Raw genomic sequence first — 11,806 nt, 5'->3', positions numbered from 1 at the left:
TGGTCAGTGTGACACCGGCCACAGGGTTCTGCGAACGCAGGTGCGAGCCCCCTGCCAGCGGCCTCACGAATCCGTCGAACAGGTATGTCGGGCTCATCCGGATATGCGATTCTGGTGTTCGGTCCTCGCCATGGTGCGCGGACGGGCCGGAAGATCTTCTTCGGCACCTCCGGCAGGGACGGGAGGAAGCTGCGGACATGCCCCACGACGGCCGTGCCCGGACCGGTGTCCCGGGGCCCGGCGGATACGAGCCCGGCACCGCCGGCGCCCGGCCCGCGCCTCCCGCGCCGCACACCGCCACGAGCGAGCGGGTCCTGGCCTTCGCCGGAGCCGCGCTGGCGGCGGTCTACGTGCCCGCCGACGGCGCGGACGACCTGCGTCTGCTGGAGACCGCGGGCTGCGACACCCCCGGGTACCGGCTCCCCGCACGGCTCGCCCTCTCCGGCGGCTCCGCCGCGGCCACCGCCCTGCGCACCGAACGGACCCTGTGGCTGACCGCCGCGGCCCTCGCCTCCTACCCCGACGGCGCCCCCGCGCCCCCGCACGCCCGCTCCGCCTCGCTCGGCGCGCTGCCCCTGACCGGCGACGGCACCCGGCTCGGCTGCCTCGTCGTGGTGGGCACCTCCGCGGACGGCTTCGACGCCGGACAGCGGCGCTTCCTGGAGCGCTACGCCGACGCCGTCGCCGGGCTGCTCCCGGCCGGACCCGCTCCCGGGGCACCGGTCTCCGCCCTGGCCCGCGCCGTACGCGCGCTGCGCGCCGGCTCCTTCGTCCTGGAACCGGACACCGGGCTGATCGACGCCGACGAAACCCTCCTCGACCTCGTCGGCATCACGCCCGACGCCTTCGACGGCAAGGCGGACACCCTCCTCGCCCACGCCCTCCCCGAGGACATCCCCTCGCTGATGTCCGTACTGGAGCCGGCCTCCCCGGCCCCCGGCCGCAGGGAGCTGGAGTTCCGGGTCCGCCGCCCCACCGGCGAACTGCGCTGGCTGAGCCTGAGCTGCCGGACGCGGCAGGGCACCGAGTGCGGCCCCGAACGGCTGCTGGGCGTCGTGACCGCCAGCTCCGTGCGCCGCCGCGCAGCCGACGACGTCTCCCGCATCCAGTGGCTGACCGCCGCGCTCGACGACGCCGTCACCGTCGGCGAGGTCGGCCGGGTCGCCGTCACCGCGCTGCGCGAGCCGCTGGGCGCCGACCGCGTCGTCCTCGCCGACGTGCGCGACGACCGGCTCGTGGTCACGCTCCTCGACCCGCCCGACCCCGAGTCCTGGCCGCGCCCGTGGCGGCCCCCCTGGCCTGCCGAGCCGTCCGACACGGCGATCCGCACCCTGCCCACCCTCCAACTCGCCCTCGACGACGGCCGGATGGACCTGTGGCCCGCCGGCGCCCCGCTGGAGCCGGCGCTCGCGGGCATCGCCGCCGGGGGGCTCGCCGTCCTGCCGCTGCCCGCCCGGGGCCGGGTCGCCGGCGTGTGCCTGGTCGGCTGGGACCGCCCGCACGAGTTCATCCCGGAGGAGCGGTCCCTGCTCACCGCCACCGCGGCACTCGTCGGACAGGCCCTCAAGCGGGCCCACGCGCACGACGCCGAGCAGGAACTCGCCACCATGCTCCAGCGCAGCCTGCTGCCGCGCCGGCTGCCGGAGCTGCCCGGCGGCACCGCCGTCGCCCGCTATCTGCCCGCCCGGCGCGGACTCCAGGTCGGCGGCGACTGGTACGACGTCATCGCGCTGTCCGAGGACCGGGTCGCGCTCGTCATCGGCGACGTGCAGGGGCACAGCGCCGCCGCCGCGACGATCATGGGCCAGATGCGGACCGCCGTGCGGGCCTACGCGGTCGAGGGGCACCCGCCCGACGTGGTCGTCTCGCACGCCAACCGCCTGCTCGTCGGCATGGAGACCGACCTCTTCGCCACCTGCTGCTACGTCGAACTCGACATGGAGGAGGGCAACACCCTGTTCGTGCGGGCCGGCCACCTGGCACCGCTGCTGCGGCACCCCGACGGCAGCACCGAGGAGGTGCAGGTCGAGGGCGGGCCGCCGCTGGGCATCCTCGCCGACGCGGAGTTCCCCCTGACGGCGGTCGCGCTGCCCGCGGGCACCGTGCTCGCCCTGGTCACCGACGGCCTGGTCGAGGCCGCAGACCTGCCGCTGGACGTCGGCATGGACAGAACCCGCGCCGCGCTCGCCGCCGCCGACCCGGCGGACCCGGCCCGCATGGCCGACGCCCTGCTCGGCGACGGCCGGCCGCGCGAGGACGACGTGGCCGTCCTGCTGATGCGCTACGACGGGATGCGGACCCGCCCCATCCGGGCCGGCTGGGAGGTGTGGCGGCTGCCCGACGCGGTCATGCACGCCCGCCGCTTCACCGCGCGCACCCTGCGCGGCTGGAAGGTGCAGGAGGCGGCGGACGCGGTGCTGCTCGTGGTGTCCGAGCTGGTCACCAACGCCCTCGTGCACACCCGGGGCTCCGTGCGGCTCGACCTGATGCTGCGCGGCGACCGGGTGCGGGTCTGCGTCAGCGACTCCTCGCCGCGGGCGCCCGCCAAGCCCGTGATCGTGGACTGGGAGTCGACCGGCGGCCGCGGCCTGCTGCTGGTCGAGGCGGTGTCGGACGCCAGCGGCTCGGTGCCGGTGGCGGGCGGCAAGCAGGTGTGGAGCGAGATCACCGTGCCGTCCGCCGGGGCTGCCCCCGCGGACCCGGGACCCTGAACGGAACGAGGCGAGGGGCGATGCGGACCCGTACGCTGCACGTCGTCGCGGCCCTGGTCGCGGCCGTCCTCGCGGGACCGCTCGCCGCCTGCGGCGGGCCGGGCGAGGCGGACACCGAGAACTTCACCGTCGGACTGCTCCTGCCGAACCGGGTCACACCGCGCTGGGAGCAGTCCGACCGGCCCCTCGTCGAGGAGCGGCTCAAGGCGCTGTGCGGCGGCTGCACGCTGGAGTACGCCAACGCCGAGAACGACGCGGCCCGACAGCGCGACCAGATGACGTCCATGATCACCAAGGGGGTCCGGGTCCTCGTCCTCGCCGCCGCCGACAGCAAGGCCCTGCGCTCCCCGATCGAGGAGGCCCGCAGGGCGGGGGTCCCGGTCGTCGCCTACGACCGGCTCGCCGAGGGCCCGATCTCGGGCTTCGTCAGCTTCGACGGAGCCAAGGTCGGCCGCCTCCAGGGCGAGGCACTGCTGAAGGCGATGCGGGAGCGCGGCCGGGGGTCCGGCGTGGTGATGCTGAACGGCGATCCCAGCAGCGCCAACGCGGGCTGGTTCCGCAGAGGCGCGCTCACCACCCTCGTCGGCGGCGGCGCCGAGATCGCCGAGTCGTACGCGACCGCCGGCTGGAGCCCGGAGCGCGCCCACGCCGACATGAGCGCCGCGCTCGCCGCCCTCGGGGCGGACCGGATCGACGGGGTCCTCGCCGTCAACGACGCGATCGCCGCGGGCGCCCTCTCCGCCTTCAGGAGGGCGGGCGTCGCGGACCCGCCGCCGATCACCGGCCAGGACGCCGACCTGGCGGCCGTCCGCCGTATCGTCCGGGGCGAGCAGTACATGACGGTGTACAAGCCCTTCGAGAAGGAGGCCGCCGCGGCGTCCGCGATGGCCGTGGCCCTCGGCCGGGGCGCGGGGGCCGGCACGGTCGCCACGACGACCCTCGACAGCGCCACCCGCGCCGGCATCCCGTCCATCCTGCTCACGCCCAGGGCGGTCACGGCCGGGGACATCCGGCGCACCCTCGTCGACACGGGTGTGTACACCGTCGCCCAGATCTGCCTCCCGTCGCTGCGCGCCGCCTGCGAACGGCTCGGCATCACCCGCTGACCGGGCTGGTCCGCTCCCCGCGCGGGGCGCAGCATGGAGGGGAGCGACCGAGGGAGAACGACCGAGGGAGAACGACCAAGGGAGTCGGCCATGAAGACCGGAGCCTCGTACTACGACCGCTGGCTGTACTCGCACACCCCCTCCCAGGCCGAGGGCGAACGCGAGGAGCCCGCCGAGCGCACGACCGCCGAACAGCACCCGGACGTCCCGCGGACCGAACCCTCCCAGGCCGAGGGCGAGAGGGAGGACGACACCCGGGCCCGGTGAGCGCGCGGGCGCGGCGCCCGGTACGGCCCGCCCCGCCCGTCCCCGCGCCCGGCCACGTCACGTCCGGCCGCCGCGGCGCCGCACCTTCGCGCTCGCCCTGGTCGAGGGCGGGCGCGACCGCCCCGGTGAGCGGCTGTATGTCCCCGTAGGCGACCGGCCGGTGCCCGCGCCCGTCACCGGCGCCGTCCTCCACGACCCCGAGGGAGCCCGCCGTGACGGGTGCTCGCGCACGGCTGCGCCCTGGACCTCCCCCCGCGTGCCTTCGGACCCGGACGCCGCGCCCGGTCCGCCGTGGCCCGCACCCCGGTGGTCCTGGTCGCACGGGACGAGCCCGGAGCCGTGCTCCGGGCTCTCGTCCGGGCCTCGTGCGCCGGTCATCTCGCGGACCGGCTGCGCGACGCGGCCACGGAGTACGCCTTCGGGCACCCGAGGCGTCGGCTGAGCGACCGTCAGGTCGACCAGATCACCCCGCCGTTGTGCACGATGACCACCTTGCCGTCGGCCCGCAGCACCAGTTGGGCGCCCGCGCGGTTCCACGTCTGGGAGGCCCAGATCGGCCGGTTGTCGCCGTTGTAGACGACGAGGTTGCCGTCCTCCTGGAAGACCGTCCGGTGGTTGGGGCCGAACGTCATCGTCGCCCAGATGGGCTTGCCCTTCTCGTTGTAGACGACGAGGTTGCCGTCCGTCTGCATCACCATCCGGATGCGGTTGGTCGTCCACGCCTGGTTGACCTCCAGGGTGCTGGGCGCGTAGACGGTCTCGGTGCTCCAGTTCGGCCGGGGGGCCGCCTTCGGCTTCGGCTTGGGCTTCGCCTTGGGCGTGCTCGGGCTCGGCGGCGGCGGGGGAGCGGCGTGCTTCGGAGCGACGGCCTTCGCGGGCACGGTCTTCTTCGGCTCGGCCTTCTTGGCCGGCGGGCTCGGCTTCTCGGCCACGTAGTCGTCGAGCGCGGCGGGCGCGGAAGTCGGGTTCAGCACCGTGTCGGACCCCTGCGCAGTCAGCCCCGCGGGCGGGCCCGGCCGGTCGTCCCGGCCGCTCCCCGCGAGCAGCAGGGGTATCGCGATCAGGGCGGCGCCGGCGATGGCCGCACCCGCCAGGACCGGCTTGCGCGGACGCCCGCTGCCGACACCGGTCTGCGACGTGGTGCCGGGCGGCGCCGCGACGGCCGCTGCGACGGCGACGCCCTCGGCGCGCGCCTGGGCGGACTCGGCGGCCCGCGTCTCCTCGGCGGGTGCCGATCCTCCACCGCCCGGTGCGGGGCGCTCGGGGTCCGCACCGGTCCCGGTCCCGGCCGTACCCGCCTCCGCCTCGGCCTCCGCGGAGGCAGCCGAGTTCGCCTTCGAGGGAGCGGACTCGGCCGTCGCGGACGCGGACTTCGCCTCCTGGGCGCCCGAATGTGCCCGCGGATCACCGGACTTCGCCGAATCGGAGCCCGACTCGGCCTCTGCGGTGGCCTTTCCGGCAGACGCCTCACCCGGGTCGGACGGGGGCGGAGCGGTGGTGCCGGGGGGCGTAGAGGACGTGGGCGGCGCGGACGTCGACGCCGTCTCCTCCCCTTCGCGGGCGGCGGCCGACTCCGCATGCGCGCCGGGGTTCTGCTGCTGGGGGGACATGGGGGACTCCTCCTCGGTGGCGGAGCGTTCGATGGCGGACGGGGTCGGCAGCGGCGGGCGGCCGGCCGAACCCCGGTGCACCCGGCGGGCGTCGGACGGCCGCCGCGCCGAGGTGGACGGGGCCGGCCCGGTCCCGGTGGTCGAGGTGCGCGAGACCCGCCGCGGTGGCGCCGCGGACCGGTACGACGCCCTCTCGGGCCGCGAGCTGATCCCGCGGTCCCCAACTTAGCCCGTACCGGGGGTGATCAGCCGTACCACCCGCCCCATCTCTTCGGCGCTTTGTCCGCTCCCGCCGCCCTGGTCCCGGAAAGTTCCCCACCCGGGTGGCGAACGGGCACGTCGACGGCGGATACGGACCCCGGCCGCCCCGCAACGGGCGGGACCGGTGTGGCATCCTGAGGGTTCCCCGATCCGCTCCGCGTCCACACGCGAGACGTCGGTGGCCACGTACGTGTACTGATCGAAGAGTTCAGGTGGAGATGCGGCCCGGACAACGGCAAGAGGGCGCCCCCGAGGTCCCCTCCGCGGAGCCCGGCGGCCCCGGCCCCGCCACCGAGGAGCCGGCCGAGGCCGGCGAGGCGCCCGGGATACCCGAGGCGGTTCGCGCCGCCGCGCGCCAGGCGCCCGGCCACTGGATCGGGGTCGTCGACGCCGGATGGACCGAGGACCGCACGCCGCCCGAGTGGGCCGTGCTCGGGGAGTGGCAGTCGGACGGGACCGGGGACGTGGGCGCGTACCGCCCCAACCCCGCCTACCGGCCCTCCGCCGCCGTGCTCGGCTGGCCGGAGCCCACCGACCCGGTGGACGCGGCGGCGCAGCGGGCCGCGACCGGCTACGGAACGGCGGACGAGGCGCTCGCGGCACTGGCCGGGGCGGAGGTCACCGTCGTGCGGGCACCGGACGGCGGGCCGCTCCTGGCGGCCGGACTGGACGGGACCCCGGTGGCCCTCGTGTTCACCTCGGCGGCACACGAGTTCACGTCCACGGCACTCGCGCATGACACGCTCCCGGCCCGGGATCTGGCCCGCTCACTGCGGGGTTCGGGTGTCTCGCTCATGGTCAACGCCGGAGCCGCCGCCCCCCTGCTCGTTCCCGTGGACGGGCTGCTCGATCCCCCGCCCGGACCGGAAGCCGGGGACGCGGCCGCGCCCCGCTCCGGGGAACCGGCCACCAGCTCTCCGCAACCCTGGCCCCACACCACAGGGAGGACCCCGTGACGCGACCGGTCCAGCACACCTCCACCTCCTCTCCCGCGGAGCCCGCTTCCGCCGCGGAGGAGACGCCCGCGACCGCCGCCGCCCCCGCACCCCGGCCCGAGCCCGCCGGGGCGGCAGGGGAGGTCCGTACCGGCGAGCCGGAATCCGCGGTCGCCGAGGCGGGCACGACGGTCCCGGCCGGCGGCTCCGGGACGCAGGCCGCGCCGGGAACGCGGACGGCGCCCGAGCCCGGGGCACGGACGGAGCCCGGTTCCGCGGCGGGGGCGGGCACCCCGTCCGGGACGCAGCCGGAGTCCGGGCCGGACACGGCGGACGGGCACACCGCGCGGCCGGAGTCCGGCGGCGGGTCCGAGGGCGACGCCGGTGCCGCCGCCGAGGCCAAGAGCCGGCTGCCCGCCCTCGTACGGACCATGACCGCCACCGCCATCGACCGGCCCGAACCGCAGGCCGCGGCGGTCGGGCGGCCGGGCAAGGCGGCACTGGCCGGCGCGGCGGTCGTCGGCGCGCTGCTCGTCTCGGTGCCCTTCCTGGTGCTCGGCGGCAACGGAGACGACAAGAGCCCGAGGACGGCGCCCGCCGGCGGAACCGTGCTCGGCGGCGGCGCGCGGGACGCGCCGGGCGACTTCGTGGCCGGCCCGCCCGACGCCGGGGCCTCCGACGACAGCACAGGGAAGTCCGCTGTTCCCGGCAGGCCGGAGCGCGAGAAGAGCGCGGACACCGCCGCTCGGGGCGCGGGCAAGCAGCCGCCGAAGCAGGACGCCGGGGCGGAGGAACGCTCCGGGGGCGGCGAGAAGAAGCAGGACCGGCCCGCGAAGTCCGGCGGCGGCGAGGCGTCCTCGGGCGGTGGCAAGCCCGCGGGCGCGACGGGCGTGACCTTCAGCGCCCCGGTCTCGCTGCGCAGCAACTACTCCGGGCGCTGCATCGACGTACCGAACGCCGACTTCGGCGACGGCAAGAAGCTGTTCATGTGGGACTGCAACAACGGCGTGGCACAGAAGTGGCAGTTCGCCTCCGACGGCACCGTGCGCATCAACGGCCTCTGCCTGGACGTCGCCAACGCGAACTACAACGACGGCACCCCCATGCAGATCGCCTGGTGCAGCGGCAACAACGCCCAGAAGTTCGTCCTCAACGAGCGCAACGACCTCGTCAACACCGTCGTCGGCAAGTGCGTGGACATCAGGGACAACAACCCGGGCAACGGCGCCTGGCTGCAACTGTGGACCTGCGCCGGTACCGACAACCAGAAGTGGAGCGTCTGAGCACCCGCCGGACGCCTTCCGGCCGAGAGCACCGCTCCCGGCCCCCCGTCCGCCCCGCCAGCGGGGCATGATGGCACCGTCGGCTCGCCGACTCGCGCCCCCGGGACCCGGGGGCGCCGCCGAAGACGCCGCCCTAGCAAGGAGGTTGGTGCGTGTCGCGCCAGGTACTGACGGTCGGACCGGGGGACCGGGACCGCTACCGGACGATCGGTGAGGCACTCGCGGCCGCCCGGACCGGCGCGCTCATCAGCGTCCGGCCCGGGACGTACGCGGAGAACCTGGTGATCCACACCAGGGTCACCCTCACCGCCGCCGAAGGGCGGGGCACCGTCGAGATCCGGCCGCGCTCGGGCAGCGTGCTGGCGCTGCGCGCGGACGCCGTGATGCTCTCCGAGCTGTCCCTGCGCGGCGGCGACGCGGAACTGCCGGCCGTGGACGTACGGCGCGGACAGGCCGCGCTCGACGGCTGCGAGATCATCGGCGCCGCCTGGACCGCGGTCCTCGCCGGCGGCACCGGCTCCCTCGCGCTGCGGGACTGCCGGATCAGCAACCCCCAGGGCGCGGGCGTCGTCGTGACCTCGACGACCCCCACCACCGTGGAGTCCTGCACGCTGGAACACCTGGGCACCAGCGGCCTGGTCCTCGCCGAGCAGGGCGAGGCGCGGGTGCGCGGCTGCACGGTCCGCGACGCGCGCGGCAACGGCCTGCTCGCCAACGGCGACGCCACCGGAAGCGTCGAGGACTGCGACATCTCCTCCACGGACAAGCCGTCCATCGCCCTGGAGCAGAACTGCTCCCTCACCGTGATCCGTTCGGTCGTGCACGACACCAGCACCGGTGTCCACGTGACCACTTCGGGCCGTACGACACTGGAGGACGTCCGGGTCACCGGGGCCTCCGGCAACGGCATCGCGCTGGCCGGGGGCAGCGACCCGGTGCTGCGCCGCTGCCGGGTCTCGCGCACCCGCGGCCACGGCGTGTTCGTCACCGACCGGGCCCGCGGCACCTTCGAGGACTGCTGGGTGGACGGCGCCCAGGGGGCCGCGCTGCGCGTCGCGGGCGCCGCCTCCCCGGCGCTGACCGGGCTGACGGTCCGCGACTGCGAGCAGACCGGCCTGCTCCTGGAGGAGGACTCGGCGCCGGAGCTGGACCGCCTGGAGGTGATCGGAGGCTCGCCCGCCGTCGCGGTGCGCGCGGGCGCCAACCCGCTGCTGCGCAGGGCCCGTCTGGTGGAGCCCGCGGGCGACGGCATCTCGGCGGGCAAGGACGCCCGCGGGCGGGCCGAGGACTGCGAGATCGTCCGGCCCAAGGGCGCGGGCGTGCGCGCGGGTTCCGGCAGCACGCTCTACCTGGCCGGCGGCGGCGTCTCCGACACCGCGACCCACGGCCTCGTCGTCGAGGACGGCGGCAACGTCACCGTCCGGGACTTCCGCGTGGAGATGTCCGGCGAGGAGGGCGTGGTGGTCGCCGCGGGCGGCGAGCTGACCGCGAACCGCACCACCGTGCACGCGGCGCAGGGCCACGGCTTCCTGCTGAAAGAGGGCGCGCTGGCCTCCCTCAGCGGCTGCGAGGTGAGCGGCGGCGCCCAGGACGGCTTCCGGGTGGAGTCCACCGCACCGGTCTCCCTGGTCAACTGCCTGGCCCGGGAGAACGAGGGCGGCGGCCTGGTGCAGACCACGCCCGGCGAACGACTCGCCGTGGACGGCCTGAAGAGCACCGGCAACGGCAAGCGCGACGCGTGGGGCACCGGCAGTGCCGAGAACACCGACCCGGCCGGCTCCGGCGCCGCGGACGCGCCCCCGCCGGACCGCGTGGACGGCCCGCTCGGCGCGCTGAACGCGCTGATCGGCCTGGACAACGTCAAGCAGCAGGTGCGCACCCTGGTCAACCTCACCCAGCTCGCCCAGCGCCGCGAGCAACTCGGCATGTCCGCACCGCCGATGAGCAGACACCTGATCTTCGCGGGCCCGCCCGGCACCGGCAAGACGACCGTCGCCCGCCTCTACGGCGCGATCCTCGCCGAACTCGGCTCGCTGCGCAGCGGCCACCTCGTCGAGGTCTCCCGGGCCGACCTGGTCGCGCAGGTCGTCGGCGGTACGGCGATCAAGACCTCCGAGACCTTCCAACGCGCCCTGGGAGGCGTGCTGTTCATCGACGAGGCGTACACACTCAGCGCCGACAGCGGCAACGGCGGCGCCGACTTCGGCCGCGAGGCCGTGGACACCCTGCTGAAGCTGATGGAGGACCACCGCGACGACGTCGTCGTGGTCGCCGCCGGGTACTCCCGGGAGATGGAGTCCTTCCTGGGCTCCAACCCCGGTCTCGCGTCCCGCTTCTCGCGCACCGTCGAGTTCGAGAACTACTCCGTGCCCGAACTCGTCGCCATCATGGAGAACATGTGCGCCCAGCACCAGTACGAGCTGGGCGAGGGCACGGACGCCGCGCTCGCCGCCCACTTCGAGGCGATGCCGAGGGACGCCGGCTTCGGCAACGGCCGTGCCGCGCGCGGGGTGTTCGAGGACATGGTGGACCGCCAGGCCGTCCGGCTCGCCTCCCAGGCCCAGGTCGGTGAGCACGATCTGCGGCTGCTGCTGCCGGAGGACGTCTCCGTCACCGCCGCCGCGCGGGCCGCCGACTCCGCCGTCCCCCAGGACGACCCGCTGACCCGGCTCGGCGACATGATCGGCCTGGCCGAGGTCAAGCGCGACGTCGCGGACCTGGTCAACCTCATCACCACCGCCCGGCACCGGGCCGCCGCCGGGCTGCCGGTGCCCTCGCTCAGCCACCACCTGGTCTTCACCGGCCCGCCGGGCACCGGCAAGACGACCGTCGCCCGGCTCTACGGCGAGATCCTCACCCAGCTCGGCATCCTGGACCGGGGCCAGCTGGTGGAGGCGGCCCGCGCCGACCTCGTCGGCCGCTACATCGGCCACACCGCCCAGCTCACCCGCGAGGTCTTCGAACGGGCCCGCGGCGGTGTGCTGTTCATCGACGAGGCGTACACCCTCACCCCGCAGCGCGGCGGCGCGGACTTCGGCCAGGAGGCGGTGGACACCCTGCTGAAGCTGATGGAGGACCACCGCGACGAGGTCGTCGTCATCGTCGCCGGGTACACCGACGAGATGGAGCGGTTCCTGTCCTCCAACCCGGGGCTGTCCTCGCGCTTCCCGCGCCGGATCACCTTCGCCGACTACTCCTCCGAGGAACTGGTCACCATCGTGCGCGCCCAGGCCGCGAGCATGGGCTACGAGTGCGGTCCCGGCACCGGCCCGGTGCTCAGGTCGTACTTCGAGGCCCTGCCCAGGGACCGTTCGTTCGGCAACGCCCGGCTGGCCCGGCAGGTGCTCGAATCGATGGTCACCCGCCAGGCGGGCAGGCTCAGTTCGCTGGCCGCGCCCACCCTGGACGATCTGCGCATCCTCGTGCCCGAGGACGTCGCGGCGGCCCCGAAGGCGGCCGGACGATGAGGCCGCCCGCCCGCGGGGCCGCCCGGCTGCTCTCCGGCGCCGGGCTGGCCGCCGCCCTGCTGCTGCCCGCGGCCGTCCCCGCGGCCGCCGCCGGCGGCTCCAAGGGCCAGGAACTGCCCCCCATGCCCGCCGCGCTGGCCCCGGACGCGGCCTGCACCCCCGCCTC

8 protein-coding genes and 1 pseudogene are annotated in these 11,806 nt (G+C 75.6%); 8 read left to right on the top strand and 1 reads right to left on the bottom strand.

Annotation, left to right across the window (positions count from 1 at the left end):
* Window positions 1–197: 197 nt before the first annotated feature.
* The 4 genes and pseudogenes from SZN_RS31120 to SZN_RS42915 form a co-directional block, all read left to right on the top strand.
* Window positions 198–2,711, top strand: a complete 2,514-nt coding sequence (locus SZN_RS31120; protein WP_007502843.1) for a SpoIIE family protein phosphatase — start codon at window positions 198–200, stop codon at window positions 2,709–2,711.
* A gap of 20 nt (window positions 2,712–2,731) precedes the next feature.
* Window positions 2,732–3,817 (top strand): sugar ABC transporter substrate-binding protein, encoded by a 1,086-nt coding sequence (locus SZN_RS31115; RefSeq protein WP_007502840.1) that lies wholly within the window; start codon window positions 2,732–2,734, stop codon window positions 3,815–3,817.
* A gap of 90 nt (window positions 3,818–3,907) precedes the next feature.
* On the top strand, window positions 3,908–4,084 hold the full coding sequence (locus tag SZN_RS41665; protein WP_007502838.1) for a hypothetical protein: 177 nt from the start codon (window positions 3,908–3,910) through the stop codon (window positions 4,082–4,084).
* A 26-nt stretch (window positions 4,085–4,110) separates the two neighbouring features.
* A pseudogene (locus SZN_RS42915) lies at window positions 4,111–4,304 on the top strand (glycine cleavage T C-terminal barrel domain-containing protein); the annotation flags it as partial.
* Between the two features lie 229 nt (window positions 4,305–4,533).
* Here the strand turns inward: SZN_RS42915 and SZN_RS31110 are convergent.
* Window positions 4,534–5,694 (bottom strand): hypothetical protein, encoded by a 1,161-nt coding sequence (locus tag SZN_RS31110; protein WP_007502837.1) that lies wholly within the window; start codon window positions 5,692–5,694, stop codon window positions 4,534–4,536.
* Between the two features lie 31 nt (window positions 5,695–5,725).
* Here SZN_RS31110 and SZN_RS31105 point away from each other — a divergent pair, with 31 nt between their 5' ends.
* The 4 genes from SZN_RS31105 (at window position 5,726) to SZN_RS31090 (ending at window position 11,640) form a co-directional block, all read left to right on the top strand.
* Complete coding sequence (locus tag SZN_RS31105) at window positions 5,726–5,923, top strand: hypothetical protein (RefSeq protein ID WP_043734083.1); 198 nt, start codon at window positions 5,726–5,728, stop codon at window positions 5,921–5,923.
* Window positions 5,924–6,173: 250 nt separating this feature from the next.
* Complete coding sequence (locus SZN_RS31100) at window positions 6,174–6,911, top strand: type VII secretion system-associated protein (protein ID WP_086021473.1); 738 nt, start codon at window positions 6,174–6,176, stop codon at window positions 6,909–6,911.
* Complete coding sequence (locus SZN_RS31095; RefSeq protein ID WP_007502834.1) at window positions 6,908–8,173, top strand: RICIN domain-containing protein; 1,266 nt, start codon at window positions 6,908–6,910, stop codon at window positions 8,171–8,173. Before SZN_RS31100 ends, SZN_RS31095 begins: the two co-directional genes overlap by 4 nt.
* A gap of 152 nt (window positions 8,174–8,325) precedes the next feature.
* Window positions 8,326–11,640 carry a right-handed parallel beta-helix repeat-containing protein gene (locus SZN_RS31090; protein WP_007502833.1) on the top strand — a complete coding sequence of 1,105 codons (3,315 nt, stop codon included), beginning with the start codon at window positions 8,326–8,328 and terminating at the stop codon, window positions 11,638–11,640.
* Window positions 11,641–11,806 lie beyond the last annotated feature (166 nt).

It is taken from the genome of Streptomyces zinciresistens K42 (assembly GCF_000225525.1).
GTDB classification, from domain to species: Bacteria; Actinomycetota; Actinomycetes; order Streptomycetales; family Streptomycetaceae; genus Streptomyces; species Streptomyces zinciresistens.
Note: the sequence above shows the minus strand (reverse complement) of the source record. Positions and strands in the feature narration are given on the sequence as shown.

What these genes read in the sequence shown, in the direction of transcription:
- SZN_RS31120 (WP_007502843.1), top strand. Translation starts at nt 198, where the DNA reads ATGCCCCACGACGGCCGTGCCCGGACCGGTGTCCCGGGGCCCGGCGGA.
- SZN_RS31115 (WP_007502840.1), top strand. Translation starts at nt 2,732, where the DNA reads ATGCGGACCCGTACGCTGCACGTCGTCGCGGCCCTGGTCGCGGCCGTC.
- SZN_RS41665 (WP_007502838.1), top strand. Translation starts at nt 3,908, where the DNA reads ATGAAGACCGGAGCCTCGTACTACGACCGCTGGCTGTACTCGCACACC.
- SZN_RS31110 (WP_007502837.1), bottom strand. Translation starts at nt 5,694, where the DNA reads ATGTCCCCCCAGCAGCAGAACCCCGGCGCGCATGCGGAGTCGGCCGCC.
- SZN_RS31105 (WP_043734083.1), top strand. Translation starts at nt 5,726, where the DNA reads ATGGCGGACGGGGTCGGCAGCGGCGGGCGGCCGGCCGAACCCCGGTGC.
- SZN_RS31100 (WP_086021473.1), top strand. Translation starts at nt 6,174, where the DNA reads ATGCGGCCCGGACAACGGCAAGAGGGCGCCCCCGAGGTCCCCTCCGCG.